Below are 21,552 nucleotides of genomic sequence, written 5' to 3'. Positions count from 1 at the left end.
AAAGGTCAGTAGTCGAGAGCGTCACGGTCCACCAGCTCGCTGTGGGTTATCAGGAAGTCCTTGCGGCGCCCCACATCGGAGCCCATCAGGGTTTCGAACATCTCCTCGGCATCCGTGCCGTCGCCCAGGGTGAGTTGGCGCAGGGTGCGGGTGGTCGGGTCGAGGGCGCACTCGGCCAGCTCGTCGGTGTCCATCTCCCCCAACCCCTTGAACCGGGACCACCGAATGTTCTCGGCCTTGCGGTTGCCTCTCGACAGCTCGGCGGTTTTCCGGTCCCGCTCGGCGTCGGACCAGGCCCGGTGGGTGCGGTCACCCACCTTGGCGGTGTACAGGGGGGGTTGGGCGGCGTACACCCGGCCCGCCTCCAGCATCGGGCGCATGAACCGGTGGATGAGGGTGAGCAGCAGGCAGCGGATGTGGCTGCCGTCCACATCGGCATCGCACAAAATGATGATGCGCCCGTACCTGATCCTGGTCATGTCGAAGCCCTCACCCGAACCAGCCCCCATGGCGGTGAACAGGGCCTGGGCCTCGGCGTTGTCCAGCACCTGTTTCACCGATGACTTGGCCGCGTTCACCACCTTGCCCCGCAAGGGCAGGATGGCCATGTTCTCGGCGTTGCGCCCGGCCTTGGCCGGTCCGGCGGCCGAGTCGCCCTCCACCAGGATCAGCTCGGACTCCGGGCCGTGGACCCGGCAGTCGGCCAGCTTGTCGGGCATCCCGGTGGAGCCCAACGACGCGGCCCGCCGCCTGTTCTCCAGGGTCTGGCGGGCCGACACCCTGGTTACCACCGCGTCCACAATCTTGGACTGCAAGGCGGTGACATGGCTCTTGGGCCCGGTTTGGAACCAGCTCTCCAGCCCGTCCTTCAGCACGTTGTAGACGATGGACTGAACCGGCGGGGTGCCCAGCTCCTGCTTGGTCTGACCCCGGAATTGCGGTTCGGGCAGGGTGACCTTGATGGCCGCCACCAGGCCCTCCTGTACATCTTCCCGCTGGGCCCGATCATTGCCCTGCTTGGCCAGGCGGGCCAGCTTCTTGGAGTCGGCCAGCAAGCTGTCGTTGATGGCTCGGGTCAGGGCCCGCTCGAATCCGGCCAGATGGGTGCCGCCGTGGGGGGTGGGAATGGTGTTGACGAACGTGGCCACCCGGGTGTCGTAGTTCTTCACCCAGCGCATGGCGATGTCCACCTGGCACTGGCGGTTGACCATGGTCATGCTGCCGTCCACCGGGACTTTCTCCTCGAAGGTGCCCTCTCCGGGGATGGAAATGATCTCGGTCACGGCCTCCGCCGCCGACAGGTGGCTCACCATATCGGCCAGCCCCCCGTGGGAGATCAGATCCACCGGTTCGTTGTCACTGCCCCGCCGTTTGTCCTCCAGCCTGATCCGCAACCCGGGCACCAGGAAGCAGGCCTGCCGGGCTCGTTCCCCGATGGATTCGAAGCTCACCGTGGCATCGGGATCGAACATGTCCAGGTCGGGCCAGAAGCGGATGCGGGTGCCGGTTCGGCGGGTGGTGCGGGCCTTGTGGAGCTTGTGGCCCCTGGTGAAGCGGTTCCCGTCTAACTGGCCCGCCTTCTGGTTGGAGAACCAGAGCTGCCAGGTGGCACCGTCGCGGTCCACCTCGGCTCTCAGTCGGGTGGACAGGGCGTTCACCACTGAGGCCCCCACCCCGTGCAACCCGCCGGAGGCACTGTAGACCCCGCCCCCGAACTTACCGCCGGAGTGCAGTTCGGTGAGCACCACCTCCAGGGCCGACACCTTCTTGGTGGGGTGAGGGTCGATTGGAATCCCCCGGCCGTTGTCTCCCACCTCGATCGAATCGTCGGCATGGAGGGTCACGTCGATGCGGGTGGCGAATCCGGCCCCGGCCTCGTCCACCCCGTTGTCGATCAGCTCCCACACCAGGTGCATGAGGCCGTCGCTGCCGGTGCTCCCGATGTACATTCCGGGGCGCTTGCGGACCGCTTCCAACCCTTCCAGGGTGACGATGTCGGCGGCATCGTAGCGGCCGTTGCCGTTACCGGCCGGGGGGGAGGCCAGAAGGTTGTCCCCCCGCCCCGAGGTTCGGGAGGCGGAGCCGGTCCGGGTCACCATCGGGGTATTCCCACGCTCAGGACGGCAACGTCATCGACGTCATCGACATCTTGGCCCGCCCGGGGGAGCGGCACCGGGGCCTTGGCCGGCTTACCGTTCTCGCCCACCTCGGCCAGCAGGTCGGCCGGGGGGGCCACCACGGCCATGGCCGGTGGGTCATCCCCGCTCAACGGTGTGCCCAGCCCGCCCCGAGCGGTGGCCGGGATGTCGGTCACCGGGGTGATGCTCACCGACCCTCCGGTGCTGACCGTGATGATCGCCTCGTTCGCACTCGCCCCGCCGGCGGCGATGATGCGGTCACCGTTTCGCAGCTTCATGCCCGCAACCCCGGCTGCGCCCCGTCCCTGCACCGGGACCGATGCGACCGGGGCTCGCAGGGCCCGGCCCTGAGCGCTGACCAGCACCATCTCCGCGTCCTGTGGGGCGCAGAAAGCGGCAACCACCCTGTCGCCGGGTTTCAGCTTGATGATCTGCTTGGTCACCCGACCCCGGGCCGCCTCGGACAGGTCGACCCGCTTCGCCCCGCCGGTGGCGGTGACCATCACCAGAGGATCGCCACCCGGGGTGACCAGGTTGAGCACCGCCTCGCTGCGGATGGTTCCGAACACCTCAGATGCGGGTGCCCCCCGGCTGCGACCGGCAACCTCGGGCAGGGCCGCCACAGGTGAGGTGATGATCCGTCCCGCCGAGGTCACGGCCAGAACCGTTTCTCCGATGCCGGCCTCCACAGATACCGCCAGCACGTCGTGACGCCCGAACCGGGATCGACGGCGTCCCCCCGCCGGGGCCCGGCCCACGATGCCGGTGGTGGACAGCGTGATCGTGCACGATTCATCGGCGGTGGGGACCGGCTCGGCCCCCGGGGTGGCCTCGTACACCGGGGTGTCCTGATGGGCCACGATCTCGCTCCGGCGATCCTGCCCGAATCGCGCCACCAGATCGTCCAGTTCCCTCAGAACCACCGAACGCTGGCGCTGCTCGGAGCCCAGGAGCTTCTCCAACCTTGTGATGAGGGTGATCAGCTCGTTGCGCTCCTCGACGATCTTCTGCTTCTCCAGCGCGGTGAGCCGCCGGAGCTGCATGTCCAGGATGTGGGCGGCCTGGGTCTCGGTCAGGTTGAGGGCGTCCTGCAACCGGCGGCGGGCGGCAGCGGCATCGTCTGACCCCCGGATGATGGCCACCACCTCGTCGATGTTGTCCAGCGCGATAATCAGCCCCTCGAGAATGTGGAGGCGGTCGCGGGCCCGTCCCAGGCGGTACCGGGTGCGGCGCACCACCACGTCGAGGCGGTGATCTATGTAGAGGCGGCACAGGTCGTAGAGGCCGACGGTGGTGGGGATGCCGTTCACCAGCACCACGTTGTTCACCGCGAAGGTCTCCTCCAGGGGGGTGAGGCGGCACAGGTCGTAATAGAGCTTCTCGGGCTTCACGTTGGGCTCGCACTCGATGAGGATGCGGAGGCCGTGGTGGCGGTCGGACAGGTTGCGAGCATCGTGGACACCGGGGAGCCTGCCGTCCACTATCAGCTCGTTGATGCGCTTCACCGCCTTCTCGGGCCCCACCATGTAGGGCAGCTCGGTGACCTCGATGCCCCAGCGGCTACGAGTCAGCCGCACCGGCTTCATCCGGGCCTGGATGCGGAAAGATCCCCGGCCGGTGGCCGTGGCCTGGCGCAACCCTCCCTCCTCCAGGTCCATGATCCTTCCCCCGGTGGGGAAATCGGGGCCGGGCAGCGCCTCCAGCAACTCATCGATGGTTGGCCGGGGACGGCGCTTGTTCATCACCAGCTTGATGGCCTCGGCCACCTCCCGCAGGTTGTGGGGAGCCATGTTGGTGGCCATGCCCACCGCGATACCGGTGGTGCCGTTCACCAGCAGGTTGGGCAACCGCCCCGGCAGGCACTCGGGTTCCGAGCTCTCCCCGTCGTAGGTGGATCGGTGGTCCACGGTGTCCTCGTCGATCTCGGCCAGCATCTCCATGGCGGCCTCGGCCAGGCGGCACTCGGTGTAGCGGGGGGCGGCCGGGGGGTCGTCCGGGGAACCGAAGTTGCCGTGGGGATCGATCAGCGGGATGGGCCGGGAGAACTCCTGGGCCAGCCGAACGAGGGCATCGTATATGGCGGCATCCCCGTGGGGATGGTATTTGCCCATGGTGTCGCCCACCACTCGGGCACTCTTGCGGTGGGGACCGTCGGGGCGTATCCCCATGTTCAGCATCGAGTAGAGGATGCGGCGCTGCACCGGCTTCAGGCCGTCACGGGCGTCGGGTATGGCTCGGGAGGTGATGACCGACAGGGAGTAGGCCAGGAAAGACTCGGACATCTCGTCGGCCACCGGGACCCTGACCAGCTCGCGGGCGAAATCAACCCCGGTTTCGGAGTCGCCGGGCCCGGTGGGGAGCGATAGCTGTGTTGTTGGGGTCATGGTTGCCTTGGCAGGTTCTCGGGGGCGAGCAGGGTTGTTGCGCCTAGCCAGACGGTACCCGGTGGAGGCGACGATTATGGGTAAATCATCGTTGCGGGATGGGGGTGCCTGATTCAGGGCAACGCGAGCTGGAAGTCAGTTGCTCGCCGGTGTGGGCGGGATGGGGATACGACTGAGCCGCACGGTCTGGCCGAAAGAAACCGCGGCGGCTCGCAGCGCCCTCAGGCCCAGTATGGAGATCTGCCCGGTGGTGCGATCCCGGTGGGGCACGGGCACCTCGGCCAGCCGGGTCCCGGATCGGGCCAGCAGCCCCGAGATCACCACGTTGGGGGCAAAGGTGTCGTCGGGCACGAGCGCCGACAATCGGGCCAGCACGGTCGAGCGCATCAGCCGATAGGGGCAGTTCACGTCGGCCAGCCGGCAGCCGAAAGCAGCTCGGGTGGTGAGCCGGGCCACCCGGGAGATGGCCCGCCGGCCCGCCGACTGGTTCCGGTTGGTGCGGATGCCGATCACCGCGTCCACCTCATGGCGAAGGTTCCACAGCTCGCCGAAAGCGTCAGCGGGCATCTCGTCATCGGAGTCGGTCTGGAACACCCAGTCGGCGGTGATCACCCCCCGCCGGTAGCCCCTCAGGATTGTGGGGCCGTGCCCGCTGTTCACCTTGACATCCACCACCAGGCGGGGATGCTGCTCGGCCATCGAACGCAAAATCTGCTCGCTGGCGTCGGTGGCCCCGTCCACAATGGCCACCAGCTCGTACCGGATTCCCAGGTGGCCCAGAACTCCGAGCCAATCCTCGGCCACCTTCGCGATGATCCCCTCCTCGTTGTACACCGGCATGACCGCACAAAGATCCAGCCGTTTATCCGCCGGTGGGGGAGGTTCGGAGGTCATGGGTTTATCCGCCGGTGGGGGAGGTTCGGCGGTCACGCCTCCGGGGTGCGCTGGGCGAGTAGTCGGGCTTCGTGCTCAGCCAGTATGGCCCCGCTCAGGTCGTAGCTGATGGCGGCGGTGTTGGGCTCCGGCCCGTCCCAGCCCGCCAGCAGGCCCCGCTCGTGGCAGAAGAACTGGGCTTCCACGTTGGTGCCGTTGAGTTGCCGGGCCTCGGGGTCGGTGGCCAGCCAGGCCACCACCGCGCCGATAACGTCGGGAGGCTGGCCGGTGTCGTCAAAGCCGAACCGGGCCATGTCCTGGGCGATGCGCTCGGTGGATATGTAGCCGGGTTGCACGTTGAAGGCGTTGATGCCGTCGCTGCCGTGCTCCACGGCCAAAAAGCCGGCCACCCGGTGGAAGGCCCCCTTGCTGATGCCGTAGCCCATGCCCCAGCCCCCGTCACCGGCCGCGGTGGTGGGGTCGGCATAGCCCGAGGCCGAGGTGATGTTCACGATTGTGCCGCTACCCCGCTGGATCATCTGGGGCAGCAAGGTCTTGGTGAGCACCAAGGGGGCCAGGCAGTTGGCCTTGAGATGGGCATCCAGCAGTTCGATGGGCGTGTCCAGCAGGCGATCCATATGGCCGGGTCCGATGTAGCGGCCATTGTTCACCAGCACATCCACCCGCCCCCAGCGTTCCAGCACCGTTTCTGCCGCTGCCACCAGGGAGTCGAAGTCGAGCAGGTCGGCGGCCACGACCAGCGAATCGGCACCCGCCTCGGACACCAGGCCGGCGGTGGCCGACAGGCTGCCGGGCAGGGGGGAGGTGTCCGACCTTTTCACCGTCGAGGAGTGCTCCCGCTGTTCCCCGTCCTGCACGGTGCGGGCCGACACCGCCACGTTGAAGCCCACCCGGGCCAGATGCACCGAACACGCCTTGCCGATTCCCCGGCTGGCCCCGGTGACAAAAGCCACCGGTCGATCACTCATTGCCATTTGCTGCACGCTTGGGAAGGTCTGTCGGCCCGTTCCTGCTAGACACTGGGGAAGTTCTGTCGGCCCCCGTTCCTGCTGCACGCTTGGGAAGGTCTGTCGGCCCGCTCCTGCTAGACACTGGGGAAGGTCTTTCCGTGCCACTTGCTCTTCAGCTCTTCGGGGGCGTTGGGGATCGGGCCCCGAACCCATTGGGGAACCGCGGTGCGGGCGGTTATGAGCCAGCGATCCCCGAATCGGGCCACATCGTCGCAGTAGCGCAAGCCCAGGATGAGATCATCAACTCCCGATTCTTCGGGGCGCATGTGGTAGGCCACCGCGTAGGTTTCCATGCGGCCCTCGTCGGCACCTTCGTCCAGCTCAACGTACTGGTTCCCCATCACGTGCAGGGTGGAGTCGAACTTGCGCAGTTCGGCTTCGGTCCAGTCCAGGTATGGGTCCAGCGGCCCGGACACCACCGTGCCCTTAACTTGGCAGTCGGGGTGGAAGTTGAAGCGCACCAGGTCGAAGTCGATTCGATCCACCCCGAGGGCATACCGCAAGGGCAAATCCCTTATGAGCTCTCGATCCTTCAGCCAGCCCACCGTAGCTTCCATGTTCATCTCGCCTCCGTTTTCCCCATCCGGGCCGCCGTCCTCGCGCTACGGTGGCCCCATGAAAGAGCTGGTATATCACCGGTTGTTCTACCCGGCGGTGGAACGGTACGCCAAAAAGGAGGCGGTTGTCGATGGCAGCCACCGGGTGAGCTTCGAGGCCCACGGGGAGCGGGTCACCCGGCTGGCCAACGCCATGGGAAGCGAGCTGGGGGTCGAAAAGAGCGACCGGGTGGCGGTAATGGCCCTCAACAGCGCCGCCTACCTCGAGCTGTACCATGCCTGCTACCTGGGCGCGGGTATCGTGAACCCCCTGAACCTGCGGTTGGCCGGCCCCGAACTGGATTACATCGTGCGGGACTCGGGCACCGAGGTGGCGTTCGTGGATCCCTTCTTCGCCGGACCCTTCGTCGAGGCCATGAAAGCCGCCGGCGACACCCCCATCCGCACCGTGGTACTCATGGGACAAGGTGACGTTCCCCACGATGTGGCTTACGAGGACTTGATCGCCGCGGGTGACAACGTCGTACCGCCGGAGCCGGAGGAGGAAGATCCGGTGGTGCTCATGTACACCGGGGGCACCACCGGCCGGCCCAAGGGGGTGCTGATCCAGCAGCGGGCCGAGATGCTCAACATCTATCACGTGGCCATCGGGTTGGGTGGCCTGTCGGAGAGCGAGGTGTTCTTGAGCCAGACCCCGCTGTTTCATGCCGCTTCCATGGCCAGCCTGCTGTCCATCCCCGCCACCGGGTCGAAGATGGTGACCATTCCCGCGTTCGACCCGGCCGGGGTGATGAACCTCATCGAGGCCGAGGGGGTCACCCAGACGGTGATGGTGCCCACCATGATCGGGATGTGCATCCAGCACCCCGAGTACCGGCCCGACCGGCTGGGCTCTCTGCGCGAGCTGATCTACGGGGCCTCACCGATGCCCGAGGCCATCCTGAATCACCTTCTGGAGCACCTGCCGGATGTGAGCCTGCTTCAGGGTTACGGAATGACCGAGTGCTCATCGGTGCTCACCTTCCTGTCTCCCGAGGACCATCGGATCGGTAGCCCCCGGTTGCGGTCGGTGGGTCGCCCGTTGCTCGGGGTGAACCTTTCGATCCGCGACGAAGGCGGCAACGTCCTGCCCGATGGCGAGATCGGTGAGGTGTGTGCCCGGGGCGGCAACTTCATGAAGGAGTACTGGAACAAGCCCGAGGCGACCGCCGAGGTCTTCCGGGACGGCTGGTACCGCACCGGCGATGCCGGCTACCTCGACGAGGGCGGGTACCTGTTTTTGGTCGACCGGGTGAAGGACATGATCGTCTCCGGGGGCGAGAACGTGTACTCCTCCGAGGTGGAGAGCGCCATATCCACCCATCCGAGCGTCGCCCAGGTGGCTGTGATCGGCATTCCCGATCCGTTGTGGGGGGAGGCGGTGCATGCCGTGGTGGTTCCCGTCGCCGGTCAGGAGTTGACCAGCGAGGAGGTTTGCGAGCACGCCCGCCGGTCCATTGCCGGGTACAAGGTGCCCAAGTCGGTGGAGTTCCGTTCGGAGCCACTGCCCCTATCGGGAGCCATGAAGGTGCTCAAGCGGGAGCTACGAGCCCCCTACTGGCAGGACCGGGACAGCAACGTCGGGTAACCGTACCGACCCATTGGCCAGCCCCGGCCCGCTTCCGTACCGACCCATTGGCCAGCCCTGGCCCGCTTCCGAGCCTCCGGTGGGTAGGCTGGTGGGCATGCAGGTTGAGATACGTCATGCCCCCAGTTTTGCGGTCGCCCGGTGCGTTCTGAGTGGGGGGGAGCAGGTCAAGGTCGAGGCGGGGGCCATGTCGGCCCATTCCACCGGGATGTCGCTGGAGGCCAAGGTGGATGGGGGTGTGTTGAAGGGGCTCAAGCGGAGCATCCTGGGGGGTGAGTCGCTGTTCCTGTCCACGTTCACCGCCCCGGCCCCAGGGGGTTGGGTGGATGTGGCCGCCAAGCTGCCCGGCGATCTGCGGGTGCTGGAGTTGGACGGCTCGCAGGCGTGGGTGATCGAGCGGGGCAACTGGCTGGCCTCCGATGCCTCGGTGGTGGTGGACACCAAGTGGAGCGGGTTCAAGTCGCTGATCGGCGGCGAGGGCGGTTTCATGGTCCACGCCGAGGGCACCGGCAAGGTGGTGGTGGCCTCCTACGGGGCCATCGATGTGATATCGCTGGCAGCCGGCGAATCGGTGGTGGTGGACACCAGCCACATGCTGGCCTTCCCCGACACGGTCAGCTACGAGCTGCGCCGGGCGGTGGAGGGCCGCTCGATCCAGTCGATGAAGTCGGGTGAGGGCTTCGTGTTCCACTTCACCGGCCCCGGCGACATCTTGACCCAGACCCGCAACCAGCAACAGCTCCTAGCCTGGATCAACACCGAGATCGGTTCCCGCGAGTAACCCCGGGGAACGCCCCGGGCAGATATAGCGATCTGCACGGCTTTTAACAGATTCTTTTAAAAGTCGCGCAGATCGCTATAAATTGGTTTTATTCGGGTGTGAACTCCCGGACGGAAAGCGACTCCCGCAAACAGCAGTTGGGGGGGCAGGGTGGGGGTGGGGGGCTGAGCACCAGGTCGGCGATCATGGCCACGAATGCGGGATGGGTGCCGACGGTGGGGACCCGGGTGAACCGGAGTCCCAGGGAGTCGGCTCGCCGGCGGGCCTCGGTGTCGAGGTCGTAGATCACCTCCATGTGGTCGGATACGAAACCGATGGGGGCCACGATCACCGCGCCGGCCCCGTTTTGGGCCAACCGGTCCAGCTCGTCACCTATGTCGGGTTCCAACCATGGAACCCGGGCCGGCCCGCTGCGGCTCTGGTAGGCCAGCGACCACTGGTCGGTCCCGGTGCGGGCAGCTACCTCGAGACAGGCCCGGTGGAGCTGGGACTCGTAAGGAGCGGTGGCCGCCATGGAGTGGGGAATGCTGTGGGCGGTGAACACCACCGGGGCACTCGGCTCTGCCCCTCGGGCGGTCGCCAGATTACCGGCCATGGCCGACAGAAAGCCCTCGTGCTCCCAGAACGGGGGCAGCTTGTCGACGATCGGTGCGCCGGGACCTACCGCGGCCCGGGCCCGGTGGATGTCCTCGGCGTACTGGCGGCAGCCCGAGTAGGAACCGAAGGCCGAGGTGGCGAACCCTATTGCCCGGGTGATGCCGTCGTCGCGCATCTGGGCCAAGGTGTCGGCCAGCATGGGGGTCCAGTTCCGGTTGCCCCAGTACACCGGAATCTCCACCCCGCGTCCGGACAGCTCGCCGACCAGGGCGGCGATCAGGTCGCGGTTGCACTGGTTGATGGGACTGATGCCGCCGAACAGGTAGTAATGCTCGGCCACCGTGGCCAACCGTTCGTCACTGATGCCCCGCCCCCGGGTGACGTTGTGTAAGAACGGCATGACATCGTCGGGCCCCTCGGGGCCTCCGAACGACACGATCAGGAGCGCTCCGGGGTCGGATCCAGGTATTGCGGTTGAGGGTGGGGTGGGCATAGTCGGTATGGTTTGGTAACGGGGTAGGGGTTTTGTCACCCAGCAAGGTAGTGGTGTGAACCCATTTTGAGGGTAACCGGACTTGGGAGAGAGTTTGCGGGCTCGAGAACGCAGTCGATTGACAGTTCTTCTCGGTGCTGTGGCCACCACCCTGGCGGTTGCCGGCGGGGTTGCTCTCGGGCAGATCCAGGGAAGCGACGATCCGGTCCTGCCCGTAGCGGTCGAGTCGGCCGAGCCGGCGTGGCGTGATCTGGATCGGGCCCGCCAGGACCTCAAGACCGCCGTGGCGGCCCGTGACAGCGTGCAGGGGGCCATAAGCCGCATCACTGGCGAGCTGAACCACGAAATGGGTCGACTGGATCAGCTCGGCAACGCTGATACCGGCAGGCGGTTGCTGGAGTCGGAGGCCCGGCAGTTGGTCGTGCAGGAGTACATGCATGGGGGCCATCTCGAGGATCTGGTGTTCGTCCTGGGGGTATCCGAAGCCACTGATGCCATCTGGCGCAATGCCCTGCTGTCGGAGGTGGCCGAGGTGGTCGGCGGAACCTTGGTTGCCACTGGTGATGTACCCGGGGAGCGGCAGCGAACGGAGGCTCGCATCGGGCGACTCCGCGACGCCGTCCCGTACCTGAACGACCGTCTCGTTGACGCGGAGCAATCGGTGGCTGCGGCCGAGTGGGTGGTGTATATCGCTGAGATCAACGATCTGGCCGACCGCGAGCTGGCCGCCAACGGATGGATAGAGCCCACCGAGCGCCATTGGTACAACCTCCGGTGGTGCGAATCCCGCAACAACTACAGCATCGAGAGTTCCAATGGCCTGTTCTACGGTGCCTACCAGTTCGAGCCCCGAACATGGAGAACAGTGGGGGGCACCGGCAATCCCGCTCACGCCCCGCCCGAGGAGCAGGATGCCCGAGCCCGCCTTTTGTACGCCCGAAGGGGAGCCCAGCCCTGGCCCCGGGATTACTGCGGCCGCTGGTTGCCCTAGTTCCGCCCCCGGTTTTGGGGTTGCCCCGGCCTTGAGGTTGCTTCGGTCTTGGGGATGGTTGCCGCTGGCTTTGGTCCGGGTTTAGTTTCGTGAGCGAATGATCTTCTGGGTCGCTCTGTTTCTTGCCAACTGTGTGGTCGTAGGCATCGGCCTCACCTATCTGACCGGGCTGAAGCTGCGCGTCGAGGAGCGGGTGGCTTACGGATCGGTGCTGGGGTTCGTGGCGGTGACCCTGATCGGTTATGCCACCGGGTGGGTGTGGGGAGCGCTGAACGGCTGGGTGGTGGCCGGGGCTGCCCTGGTGGCCACCGCGATATCGGTGGCCGGTTGGCGGACCGGTGTTCGATACATCGGCGGGGAGTGCCGCCACTTCAGGCGCCGTCTGGGGCGTTCGATCTACCACCCGGATAACCCGGCACCCCTTCTCCTGTTGACCGCTCCGGCCTGGGTGCTCACCGTGATCATCCTCAACCGGGCCTACCTGCCCGATGGCTCCGGCGGCGTGATGGCCGGCCACCTCTCGTCCTACACCGACTGGCAGGCCCATCTCATCTACGCCTCCTCGTTCGCCCACGCCGAGAATTTCCCCCCGGAGTTACCGACAGCCGCCGGGGTGGACCGGCTGCCCTACCACTTCGGTATCGACTTCTTTGCCGCCATGCTCGACCGGGCCGGGTTGAGTGCTTTCGGCGGTTTGGAGGTGTCTTCGGGCTATCTGGCGTTCGCGTTCGTGCCGGTCATGTACCTGGTAGGAGTGCGACTGTTCGACAGCCGGGCACCGGCGGCGCTCGCGGTGATGGTGTTCACCCTGTTCGGCGGTTTGGGGTGGCTTCGCTTCTTCGAGGATGTGGCCGAGGGCGGTTGGAGTGTCATCTGGAACCTGCCCACCGACTACACCCGCCACCACGAGGGAAACATCCTCATGGAGAACGCGGTCACCGGCAACCTCTTTCCCCAGCGCCCGACATTGGCGGGGTTCTCGCTCTTGTTGATCACCGTCATGTTGTTGCGGGAGGGTCACAAATCGGGATCACGCCGCTTGTTCGCCGCTACGGGGCTGATTGTGGGGCTGATGCCCCTGTTCCACGTTTATTCCTTCGCAGTGGCTCTGGGACTCGGGCTGATCTGGGCGGTGTTCGACCGTCGCCGGCAGTGGCTCTGGTTCGCTTTGCCGGCGTTGATTCTCTCCGTACCGGTGGCGTTGTGGATCAAACCCCTGAACACAACCATTGAGTGGGAGTGGTGGGTTGACGGCCCGTGGATGCAACCCCCTTCGTATTCCATCGATCCGGACAACTTGCTCACCTTCTGGTGGCGCAACGCCGGGGTTTTCCTGGTGTTGGTGCTGGTGGCGCAACTGTGGCGGAACACGCTGCCCCGCACCCTGTTGTGGGCATCCATCCCCTTGTGGCTTTGGCTGATAGTGCCCAATTTCGTGCATGTGGCCCCATCGCACCCCTGGAACAACACCCATTGGTTCGTGCCGTTCATCCTGCTTGGTTCGCTACTGGTGGCCGCGGTGCTGGCGCGGCTTGCCTCAATCGGAAACTGGGGGGTATCCGGCGTTGCCGTGCTGCTGTTCGCCCTGACTTTTGCCGGTGCCCTGGATGTCTGGAAGGCGGTGGATCCGGAAGTAAACGCGTGGCCCCATCCGATAGCCTCGGGCGATGGCGTGGCCGCCGGGGAGTGGGCCCGGGATCAAACCCCACCCGGCAGCGTGTTCTTGATCGGTTTCGAGCACACCCATCCGGTGCCGGCGCTCAGCGGTCGCCAAACCGTGGTGGGATACGCCGGTTGGATAAACGACCTCGGGGTCATCGACTGGGGGGAACGCCATGACCATGCCCGGACAATGCTGAGTGGCTCGGCGGGCACGGAGCAACTGCTGGATGATTACGGGGTGGACTATGTGGTGGTCGGGCCGATCGAGCGTCGTGCCGGGGTCAACGAGTCGTTCTGGGCATCCCGGGGAACCCCGGCCTTCGCCCAGGGCGAGTACACCATCTACAGGGTGAACTGACCCCGAGGTGAATTGAGCAGTGCCGGCGATGGTCCGCGAGCAGGAGGGGTCCCCGGGGGGTAGGAACCTTCTGGAGTTCTGGCACCGTCGACCCGAGACGGCGCTGGCCATTGCCATTGGTGCGATGGCGGTGGCCGGATTGGTCCTGCGGCTCGTCGAGTTGGCCGAACGCCCGCTGCATCACGATGAGAGCCTGGATGCCTGGTACTCGTGGAAGTTCCTGGAGGGTACCTATGAAGGGTACGACCCGGTGTACCACGGGCCGCTGCGGTTCTACCTGACCGGGGGGGTGTTCTGGGCATTCGGGGAGTCGCACACCACCGCCCGCCTGGTTTCGGTTCTGGCTGGGGTGGGACTGATCGTTCTGCCGTGGTTCCTGCGCCGATCCCTGGGCCCGGTCGCCACCTTGACCGCGTCGGCGGTGTTGGCGTTCAGCCCGATTGCCCTGTACATGACCCGGCTGGGTCGGGAGGACGCGCTGATTGCCCTGATCACGCTGGCGATGATGGTCGTGATCGTAAGGTTCATGGACCGCCCCCTGCTGATGTTCCCCTCCCTGCTCGGGTTCCTGCTGGCCGCCGGGTTCGCGGTCAAGGAAACCACGTTCATCGTTCTGTTCATCTTCGGATCCTTCTTCTTGGCCCTGCTGGCCGAGCAGGCCTTTTCCGGAGCCACGGGCACGGATTTCTCGGGGCCATCGGGCGGTCGCTCGCGGGGGGCCACTCCCCCAAACCCAGGCACAAGGGGCGGGTCGACCGGGTGGTCGTGGATGCTGCCCGCCGGGCTGGTGCCCATGGGGGTCGCATACGTGGTCAGTTCCCTGTTCGATCTGGAGATCTTCATCACACTGGGTATCTACGGGATACTGCTGGTGGCGGCCGTTTGGGCTCCGGCCGGGTTCCGGGCCATCGGCGGGCTGCCCACGGTGCGGATTGTGCGGAGCGTGCCCTTTTGGGGGTGGATGTTGGCGGCGGCGGTGTTCCTGGTGTTCTTCGCCTTGTGGTTCACAGTTTTTTTCACTCAGATGGACGGCTTTTGGGACGGTTTCACCGAGGGCATCACCTACTGGCGGGGCGAGCAGAGCACCAACCGGGGTGGCGAGCCGTGGTACTACTACTTGTACACCGTCCCGCTGTACGAGTACCTGGTGTGCGCGCTGGGGGTAATCGGCAGCGTCCACGTATTCCGCAACCCCACGTTCACCGGCAAGTTCATGGTGTGGACCGCCGGGGCGAGCTGGTTGTCGTACTCCTGGGCCGCCGAGCGGTTCCCCTGGTTGACGCTGCACCTTCTGGTGCCGATGAGCTTTCTGGCCGGTTACGGCATCCAGGTGCTGTGGCAGGCGCGAAGTTGGGTGGGGACGCGCCTCAACGGGTTGCGCCGAGCGGGGACATGTCTAGCCGGAGTGGTTTTGCTGGGGCTTCTGGTCACCACGCTGTACACCTCCTACACCGCCAACTACGTGAATCAGCGCGACCCCCGGGAACTGCTCACCCAGGTTCACACCACCCATGAGTACGTGAGCACTGTGCAACGCATCGAAGCACTCGACGAGTACAGCCGGTCGATCGATGAGGGTCCGGTAACGGTGGCTATAGACGTGGCTATGGGTGTGCCCAACCTGTGGTACTTCCGGGACTACGAGGCCCTTACGTGGGTTTCCGCCAACTCGGCGTCGCCGCCGACCGCCGATTTTGTCCTGCACCTGCCGTCGAACAACGTCCTCGAGTCGCTCCCCGATCCGGGCCTTTACCAGACCACCCGATTACCTCTGCGGGACTGGTGGGCACCCCAGTTCTCGTCCTATCACGACGGGTGGTTCTCCGGTTGGGCCAATTGGCTGGTGGATCGGGAGGTTTGGAACGACTCGGTTTTGGGTAGCTCAGACTTCGACCTATCGGTAAGCCACCGGGCTCTCAACCTGGAATCCCGGATGGCGGCCACGGGGTGATTGCCGGCGACCGGGGGTTTCAACTCACGACACGTAGGGATTGGATGGTAACGGTGGGATGATTGCAGGGGTTTCAACTCACGACACGTAGGGTCTGGATGCCAGCCACGGGGTGATTGGTCGGGACCGCGACTGGGGATTCCAACTCACGACACGTAGGGAAGTGACAGCACAATCTGTTTTCCCAGTTCGGTGTCGCCGCCCACGGTTACCAGCCCGGCTGCCAGTGCTGCCCCTGGATCGATGCGGCCGCAGCACAGCGCGTTGTAGGTATCAACATCGGTATGCACGGTAACGGTGGGGTGGGGGGCCGGGGCCGATGGCTTGGCTCGGCCATCGATAACTGCCACACCCCGGGGGCTGCCGGCATCGCCATCGATGTCGAAGACCACGTTGCTCCCCTCGGGAGCGCCGGCTTTCTTGCCCACAACGAAGCCCATGTTGCGGGCGTGCCAGTCGAGGCAGTGCTGAACCACCGGGCCGCTCAGATGACCGGGTATGTCCAGCGCCCGGCGCATGTCCTGCTCGTGGGCCCAGCAGTCGAAAACCCTTATGTGCATGAACGTCCGGTACGGGGCCTTGCCGATCGGGGTGAAGCCCATCTCGTCCCACTTCTCGGCGGGCATGATTCGCAGCATCTCCAGCCGCCGGCCACAGATGTCCACCATCTCGGCCAGCACCTCCGGGCCGGGGCGGGATCGCCGGGGAGCGATCTGAGCCTCGTTGAACGCCGCGATGTCGTTCAATCCGCCCTCACCGGCGGGGGGCTCGGTTTTCATCCCGGCCAGCATTAGCTCGGTGCCGATGATGTGGCTCACCTGGTCGCGCACCGACCAGCCGGGGCACTCGGTGGGCGTGTCCCACTGCTCGTCGCTCAGATCGGCACCGAGACCGGCAATGGAGTCCCAGACCGATTCCAGCAACTCGATTACCGGGTCGCTCATTCCGGTGGCCCTCCGCTGGATGGATTGCTGCTCATTTTGTCAGGCCTCTCATGCTGCCAACCCACCCGCGGGCACGGTTCCGAGCCTCAGAGCTGCTCATTTTGTCAGGCCCACGGTGAACGACTGGGTGTCGTTGTCGAGCAGCCGGTGTATCTCATCGGCAACCGGGCCCCGGATGATGCGCCTGGTGGCTGCGAAAGCCTTGAGCGACAGACTCTCGGCCAGCCCCGCGGCCTCGGCCGTTGCGGCCTCCTCCAACTCTGCGTCGGGCACCACCCGGTCGAGATAGCCCGCATCCACCGCTGTTGCCGGTGAGTAGAGCCGGGCCAGCAACACCGAGGAGTGAACGTGGCGGGGGGAGAGCCGATCCCGGGCCAGCGTGATCACCGACGCGGGCAGCACCATGCCTATGGCGGTCTCGTTGAGCCCGATCTTGGCCGGTACGTCCGCGCCGATGCGCACGTCGCAGCTCATCAACCAGATGGCTCCGGCGGCCAGGGCGTGACCGGTGCAGGCGGCCACCACCGGGATGGGGAACTCGTACAGCTTGAGAAATAGGTCCATGCCCGCTCGGAACAGGTTTCGGGCCGCTTCGGGGCCGGACTCCATCACCTTCAGGTCGAAGCCCGCGGTGAACCGGCCCGGGCGTCCCATCATCACCACTGCCCTGGCCTCCCGGGCGGCCTGGTCGAGTGCTGAGTGCAGGCCGGCGATGACCTCGTGGGACAGTACGTTGACCTTGCCGTCATCCAGCCGGATGATGGCGACATCGCCGACCGGTTCGTAGCCGACCGAGGCGCTGATTGTCTCCGACATGGGCGATGACCCTACCGCACCAACGGCGGCGGTAACCAGGATCAGCAGCAACCATGAGGTGGGTTCGGGTGGTTGGATTGTAAGTGGTAACCAGGATCAGCAGCATTAGAAACGGCGGTGGTAACCAGGATCAGCAGCATTAGGATCATCAACCGTGGCATCTGCTATTTCCGTTCACGGTTTGCGCCGAACCTACGGGGAGGTGGTGGCGGTGGACTCGCTGGACCTGGAGGTTGCGGACGGGGAGGTCTACGGATTTCTGGGCCCCAACGGTGCGGGTAAGTCAACCGCGGTGCGGATGCTGTGCACGCTGGCCTCCATGACTTCGGGGACGGCTTCGGTCGCCGGTTACGACGTGGCCACCCAGGGCGACCGGGTGCGGCTCAGCATCGGGGTAGCCCTCCAGGAGGCGGCCCTCGACGGTAAGCTGACCGGGAGGGAAACGCTGATTCTCCAGGGGCGATACTACGGCCTGGAGCGTAAGTCCATTGCCGCTCGCATCGAGGAGCTGGCTCCCCTGCTGGAGATGGATGCCATCGACCGGCGGGTGTCCACCTATTCGGGGGGCATGAAGCGTCGCTTGGATCTGGCGGCCGCGCTGATGCACAACCCCCGGGTTCTGTTCCTGGACGAACCCACCACCGGGCTCGATCCCATCAGCCGGGCCACGGTATGGGAGCAGATCCGGCGGTTGAACCGTGAGCTGGGCATGACCATCTTCCTCACCACCCAGTATCTGGAGGAGGCCGACGTGCTGACCCACCGGGTGGGCATCTTGAACCGGGGCCGCCTCGTGGCCGAGGGGACACCCGATGATCTCAAGCGCACGGTTGGCTCCGACGTGGTGGTGGTCAGGGTTGTCGGCAACCCCGAAGTGGCGGCCGGGGCCATAGGTCAAGTACCGGGCATAGACAACGTCGAGATCTACGAGAACGAGGTGAGTGCGGCCACCGGCGACGGGGCCTCGGTGATAAGCCCGGTGGCGGTGGCGCTGGCGGCGGCCGGCGTGGAGGTGTCCGACCTGTCGATTCATCCCACCACGCTGGATGACGTGTTCCTCGAACTCACCGGGGCCCGGATAGAGGTGGAGGAATGAGCGGGACGGCCCCGCCCGCCCGCCCGGCCACCCCGGTGATCGGGGCTCGCCCGTCGGGGTTCTTCACCGATATGGCCTCGGTTTCCAGCCGGGCACTGCGGCTGCTGCCCCGGGACTTGGAGGCGATCGTCCCGGCCATGCTGGTTCCCCTGTTCTTCCTGGTGGTCACCATCGGGGCCATCCAGAACCTGGCCGGTGAGGCGGTTTCGGGTATCGACTACAAGGCATTCCAGCTTCCGGTGGCGATAATGACCGCGGTCACCGGCATGTCCCGGGCCAACTCGCTGGTGACCGACATCTCCGAGGGATACTTCGACCGGCTGCTCATGACCCCGGTGAACCGTCACGCCCTGCTGCTGGGGCTGATGGTGGCTGACTTCACGCTGTTCGTGGTCATGTCGGTGCCGGTGATCGTGCTGGGGTTCGCCATCGGCGTGAGCTTCGGGGCCACCGGGTTGCCGGGCCTGGTGGTGTTCGTGCTGATCGGCGCGCTGTGGGGGCTGGCCTACACCGGGTTTCCCTACGCCATCGCGTTGCGCACCGGGAATCCCGCCGCGGTGAACTCCAGCTTCTTGCTGTTCTTCCCCTTCATGTTCCTGACCACCGCCTGGGTGAGCCGGGAAGTGATGACCGATTGGCTGGCCGCCATCACCTGGTTCAACCCCATGACCTATGCCTTGGAGGGTATGCGCTCGTTGTTCTCGGGCTGGGACGGCTGGGCGCTGGGCCGGGCGCTTTTGTCCCTGGCGGTGGTGGGGCTTTTGGCTCAGACGCTGGCTTTTAGATCGTTGCGGGGCCGTATCCGCCGAGGTTGAATGGATCGTTGCGGGGCCGTATCCGCCGAGGTTGGGTCGGGTCCCATGCCACCTCGGGTTGAAGCGGTGCTGGTTTCGCTGGTGGTTCTAGCCGACTTGACTTGACGGGGGGGGGGGGGGGGTGAGAGGTAGCTTTTTCCTGGACGCTGCCCGGTGTCCATATTCAAACCGATGGAGAGAGGAGCATTTGATGCTGAATAGTTGTGGATCACGGTATGGGACCGAGATGAGTGGTCCCCCCCGGCGGTCGGCCTCGTGGTTGGTGGTCGTTGCGGGCTTGTTGGTGACCGTTGTTGCTTTCGGGTTGAGTGGTGCGGCTAGCCAGGAGCTGCCGCCCACTGGGGCTGAGCTGACGATTTCCACGTCGGATGTGAGCGTGGCTGAGGGGGACAGCAGTAAGACTGACATGAATTTCACTGTCACGTTGAGTGGTTCTCCTAGCCACGAGGTGAGAGTCAGCGCGGAGGCTAAGTCCCGCACAGCTACAGGAGGCTACGGAGCCGGTCGGGACTTTATACACTATTACAGGTTCAGACAGGTTGTGTTCCCAGCTAACGCTACGGGGGCTGATCTATCTCAGACAGTCACAGTATCAGTGCTGGGCGACACGGTTGTCGAAGAAGACGAGACGCTGATCTTGAAGTTGAGCAATCTGCGGACAAACGACCCTCGAGTAAAGTTCGCTGGTGGTAAAAGAAAACTCAAAGCTACCGGTACTATCATCAATGACGATAGTGCCCCCGTGATCACCACACAGCCTGCTGTTGCCACTGAGATCATTGTTCAAGCTGAGCCTACTCCACCTCAGTATCAGCTTCAGGTTTCGGAACCGGTTAGGCCGAGTACGCCGTCTGGCCTTACTGTCCAGAAAGACAATGACACGGCAGTTATCTCTTGGTCCAGTGGCGGTAGTGGTGTGGGTGGTAACTGCCCGTCTACCGGGTATCTGGTTAGAGTGTATGAAAATTCAAAACTGGGGCATCCGGAACCTGTGGCTAAGGAGTCAGAGATTATCACGGGTGCTACCAGTTGGTCTGTGAGTAGTTTGAGCGCGGGTGTCTGGTACACGGCTGAGGTCTATGCATTTGGCTCGGCTTGTGGGAACTACTCCGCTAATCGGGCAACAACTAGGTTCTTGACCTCTACATCCTCCGCGGGAACGGTTGACGCGCTTTCACCTAATAAGCTACTCGCTCCTAACCCGGTGAGGAGTTTGCAGGTAAACACCAGTACTAGCAACCAGGTGACTATTAACTGGATGAAGCCCCTTAATGGCAACTCTAATATCCGCTGTACCTATACTAATAGCGGTGGTAACCATGCCAATACAACGATAGGTTACAAGTACTATTTAGAGAATCTGAATACAGGTAAGATGATCGCCGACGTGTTTTTCACCTCCTCTGAAGCGAGCCTGTCAAAGGTCATTGATTTTAGTGGCGAAAACCTGGGAACTGGGTCCAGGCTACGGGTGACGGTTTTCGCGGTAACCTATATGGCGTGTGACAACAAGTGGTCCACAGGTAATAGCTTCACATGGCGGATTTAACAGGCGGGTAACGCGAGGGCCGGAGCTTCCGGCTCGCTGGTGTAGCCGGCGGGTTGGAAGCGCTCGGCCTGTCCTCGTCGAATACCAAAGCGACACTGGCGATTGCGACGGATCGACCGTGATGGCCGGTTACCGTGATGGTCGGTTATAGGTATCCGTGATCGGCCGGTGGAGGTTTTCCAGGTTCGGGACATGAAGTCCGGGGTCAGGGTCGGGTAGGCTGGTGATCGTGAGTGAAACCGTTGAAGCCCAACTGTTCGAGGTGACCGAGGCGGCCATTGCCAAGGTGCTTGAGATCCGGTCCAACGAGGGTGACTCCGAGTCCCTCGGCCTGCGCATCGAGGTAACCGGGGTCAGCGGTTCCGACTACACCTACGATCTGGCTTTCGAGGAGCTGGCTCAGTGTGAGGAGGGCCATCGCAGCATCATCGCCGGGGGTCTCACGGTGATGATCCCCGAGGAGTCGGTCGAGGCGTTGACCGGGGCAACCCTGGACTTGCCCAACAACCCCATGCAAGGTGGGTTGGTCATCCGCAACCCCAACAAGCCCGATCTTCTGGCCGGGGCCGACCTGCAACTCACCGGTACGGTGCCCGAAAAGCTTCAGCAGCTCCTCGACCAGCACATCAACCCCTCGCTGGCCTCCCATGGCGGTTTCGCCAACCTGATGGGGGTGGACGGCTCCACCGCTTACATAACCATGGGTGGTGGCTGTCAGGGTTGCGCCATGAGCGCGGCCACCCTGCGGGAAGGTATTACCGTGATGATCACCGAGGCCATCCCCGAGATCACCGATGTGGTGGATACCACCGACCATGCGGCGGGCGACAACCCCTACTTTGCTCGTACCTGAGCCTTTTCGTCACCCCTACTTCGCTCGTATCTGAAC

General features: G+C 64.8%; 17 protein-coding genes. 9 read left to right on the top strand and 8 right to left on the bottom strand.

The features are described 5' to 3' along the window. Positions 1-5 precede the first annotated feature (5 nt). The 5 genes from ACOGXC_RS11175 to ACOGXC_RS11155 form a co-directional block, all read right to left on the bottom strand. Entirely contained in the window at positions 6-2,099 is a 2,094-nt protein-coding gene (locus ACOGXC_RS11175; protein WP_419918269.1) for a DNA gyrase/topoisomerase IV subunit B, read from the bottom strand. Continuing rightward, positions 2,093-4,522, bottom strand: a complete 2,430-nt coding sequence (locus ACOGXC_RS11170; RefSeq protein WP_419918268.1) for a DNA gyrase/topoisomerase IV subunit A — start codon at positions 4,520-4,522, stop codon at positions 2,093-2,095. The genes ACOGXC_RS11175 and ACOGXC_RS11170 overlap by 7 nt, the downstream gene beginning before the upstream one ends. A gap of 135 nt (positions 4,523-4,657) precedes the next feature. After that, a complete protein-coding gene (locus ACOGXC_RS11165) occupies positions 4,658-5,416 on the bottom strand; it encodes a glycosyltransferase family 2 protein (protein WP_419918267.1) in 759 nt (252 codons plus the stop codon). Between the two features lie 32 nt (positions 5,417-5,448). Next, entirely contained in the window at positions 5,449-6,390 is a 942-nt protein-coding gene (locus ACOGXC_RS11160; RefSeq protein WP_419918266.1) for an SDR family NAD(P)-dependent oxidoreductase, read from the bottom strand. A gap of 110 nt (positions 6,391-6,500) precedes the next feature. After that, the gene (locus ACOGXC_RS11155; protein WP_419918265.1) at positions 6,501-6,989 is read right to left on the bottom strand and encodes a nuclear transport factor 2 family protein; all 489 of its coding nucleotides are present in this window, start codon (positions 6,987-6,989) and stop codon (positions 6,501-6,503) included. A gap of 52 nt (positions 6,990-7,041) precedes the next feature. Here ACOGXC_RS11155 and ACOGXC_RS11150 point away from each other — a divergent pair, with 52 nt between their 5' ends. Together ACOGXC_RS11150 and ACOGXC_RS11145 are read left to right on the top strand one after the other, a co-directional pair. Then, positions 7,042-8,610 carry a long-chain-fatty-acid--CoA ligase gene (locus ACOGXC_RS11150; RefSeq protein ID WP_419918264.1) on the top strand — a complete coding sequence of 523 codons (1,569 nt, stop codon included), beginning with the start codon at positions 7,042-7,044 and terminating at the stop codon, positions 8,608-8,610. A gap of 97 nt (positions 8,611-8,707) precedes the next feature. Continuing rightward, positions 8,708-9,391, top strand: coding sequence for a TIGR00266 family protein (locus ACOGXC_RS11145; RefSeq protein WP_419918263.1), 684 nt, complete (start codon positions 8,708-8,710; stop codon positions 9,389-9,391). A gap of 88 nt (positions 9,392-9,479) precedes the next feature. Here ACOGXC_RS11145 and ACOGXC_RS11140 read toward each other — a convergent pair whose 3' ends face one another. Further along, positions 9,480-10,481 carry a ferrochelatase gene (locus tag ACOGXC_RS11140; protein ID WP_419918262.1) on the bottom strand — a complete coding sequence of 334 codons (1,002 nt, stop codon included), beginning with the start codon at positions 10,479-10,481 and terminating at the stop codon, positions 9,480-9,482. A 118-nt stretch (positions 10,482-10,599) separates the two neighbouring features. On the opposite strand from ACOGXC_RS11140, the gene ACOGXC_RS11135 reads away from it, so the two are divergent. The 3 genes from ACOGXC_RS11135 (at position 10,600) to ACOGXC_RS11125 (ending at position 15,443) form a co-directional block, all read left to right on the top strand. Then, the gene (locus ACOGXC_RS11135) at positions 10,600-11,472 is read left to right on the top strand and encodes a transglycosylase family protein (RefSeq protein WP_419918261.1); all 873 of its coding nucleotides are present in this window, start codon (positions 10,600-10,602) and stop codon (positions 11,470-11,472) included. A 97-nt stretch (positions 11,473-11,569) separates the two neighbouring features. Then, positions 11,570-13,492, top strand: coding sequence for a hypothetical protein (locus ACOGXC_RS11130; RefSeq protein ID WP_419918260.1), 1,923 nt, complete (start codon positions 11,570-11,572; stop codon positions 13,490-13,492). A gap of 28 nt (positions 13,493-13,520) precedes the next feature. After that, a complete protein-coding gene (locus ACOGXC_RS11125; RefSeq protein WP_419920067.1) occupies positions 13,521-15,443 on the top strand; it encodes a flippase activity-associated protein Agl23 in 1,923 nt (640 codons plus the stop codon). 146 nt (positions 15,444-15,589) lie between these two features. Here the strand turns inward: ACOGXC_RS11125 and ACOGXC_RS11120 are convergent, their stop codons facing one another. Beyond that, positions 15,590-16,387, bottom strand: coding sequence for a maleylpyruvate isomerase family mycothiol-dependent enzyme (locus ACOGXC_RS11120; protein ID WP_419918259.1), 798 nt, complete (start codon positions 16,385-16,387; stop codon positions 15,590-15,592). Positions 16,388-16,483: 96 nt separating this feature from the next. Further along, entirely contained in the window at positions 16,484-17,203 is a 720-nt protein-coding gene (locus ACOGXC_RS11115) for a crotonase/enoyl-CoA hydratase family protein (protein ID WP_419918258.1), read from the bottom strand. Between the two features lie 154 nt (positions 17,204-17,357). Between ACOGXC_RS11115 and ACOGXC_RS11110 the strand changes: the two genes are divergently transcribed. From ACOGXC_RS11110 to ACOGXC_RS11095, 4 genes are all read left to right on the top strand, one after another. Beyond that, positions 17,358-18,299, top strand: a complete 942-nt coding sequence (locus ACOGXC_RS11110; RefSeq protein WP_419918257.1) for an ABC transporter ATP-binding protein — start codon at positions 17,358-17,360, stop codon at positions 18,297-18,299. Continuing rightward, positions 18,296-19,114 carry an ABC transporter permease gene (locus ACOGXC_RS11105; protein ID WP_419918256.1) on the top strand — a complete coding sequence of 273 codons (819 nt, stop codon included), beginning with the start codon at positions 18,296-18,298 and terminating at the stop codon, positions 19,112-19,114. Before ACOGXC_RS11110 ends, ACOGXC_RS11105 begins: the two co-directional genes overlap by 4 nt. Positions 19,115-19,397: 283 nt before the next feature. Next, on the top strand, positions 19,398-20,663 hold the full coding sequence (locus ACOGXC_RS11100) for a fibronectin type III domain-containing protein (protein WP_419918255.1): 1,266 nt from the start codon (positions 19,398-19,400) through the stop codon (positions 20,661-20,663). 229 nt (positions 20,664-20,892) lie between these two features. Beyond that, the gene (locus ACOGXC_RS11095) at positions 20,893-21,516 is read left to right on the top strand and encodes a NifU family protein (protein ID WP_419918254.1); all 624 of its coding nucleotides are present in this window, start codon (positions 20,893-20,895) and stop codon (positions 21,514-21,516) included. Positions 21,517-21,552 lie beyond the last annotated feature (36 nt).

It is taken from the genome of Candidatus Poriferisocius sp., assembly GCF_965202595.1.
Taxonomy (GTDB): domain Bacteria; phylum Actinomycetota; class Acidimicrobiia; order Acidimicrobiales; family Bin134; genus Poriferisocius.
The sequence above is the reverse complement of the archived record's forward strand: the minus strand, read 5'-3'. Positions and strand labels throughout refer to the sequence as shown.

Excerpts from the sequence above, each read along its gene's own strand:
- ACOGXC_RS11125 (WP_419920067.1), top strand. The coding sequence starts at position 13,521 with ATGGTCCGCGAGCAGGAGGGGTCCCCGGGGGGTAGGAACCTTCTGGAG.
- ACOGXC_RS11115 (WP_419918258.1), bottom strand. The coding sequence starts at position 17,203 with ATGTCGGAGACAATCAGCGCCTCGGTCGGCTACGAACCGGTCGGCGAT.
- ACOGXC_RS11165 (WP_419918267.1), bottom strand. The coding sequence starts at position 5,416 with ATGACCTCCGAACCTCCCCCACCGGCGGATAAACGGCTGGATCTTTGT.
- ACOGXC_RS11105 (WP_419918256.1), top strand. The coding sequence starts at position 18,296 with ATGAGCGGGACGGCCCCGCCCGCCCGCCCGGCCACCCCGGTGATCGGG.
- ACOGXC_RS11150 (WP_419918264.1), top strand. The coding sequence starts at position 7,042 with ATGAAAGAGCTGGTATATCACCGGTTGTTCTACCCGGCGGTGGAACGG.
- ACOGXC_RS11155 (WP_419918265.1), bottom strand. The coding sequence starts at position 6,989 with ATGAACATGGAAGCTACGGTGGGCTGGCTGAAGGATCGAGAGCTCATA.
- ACOGXC_RS11160 (WP_419918266.1), bottom strand. The coding sequence starts at position 6,390 with ATGGCAATGAGTGATCGACCGGTGGCTTTTGTCACCGGGGCCAGCCGG.
- ACOGXC_RS11175 (WP_419918269.1), bottom strand. The coding sequence starts at position 2,099 with ATGGTGACCCGGACCGGCTCCGCCTCCCGAACCTCGGGGCGGGGGGAC.
- ACOGXC_RS11145 (WP_419918263.1), top strand. The coding sequence starts at position 8,708 with ATGCAGGTTGAGATACGTCATGCCCCCAGTTTTGCGGTCGCCCGGTGC.
- ACOGXC_RS11170 (WP_419918268.1), bottom strand. The coding sequence starts at position 4,522 with ATGACCCCAACAACACAGCTATCGCTCCCCACCGGGCCCGGCGACTCC.
- ACOGXC_RS11130 (WP_419918260.1), top strand. The coding sequence starts at position 11,570 with ATGATCTTCTGGGTCGCTCTGTTTCTTGCCAACTGTGTGGTCGTAGGC.
- ACOGXC_RS11140 (WP_419918262.1), bottom strand. The coding sequence starts at position 10,481 with ATGCCCACCCCACCCTCAACCGCAATACCTGGATCCGACCCCGGAGCG.
- ACOGXC_RS11120 (WP_419918259.1), bottom strand. The coding sequence starts at position 16,387 with ATGAGCGACCCGGTAATCGAGTTGCTGGAATCGGTCTGGGACTCCATT.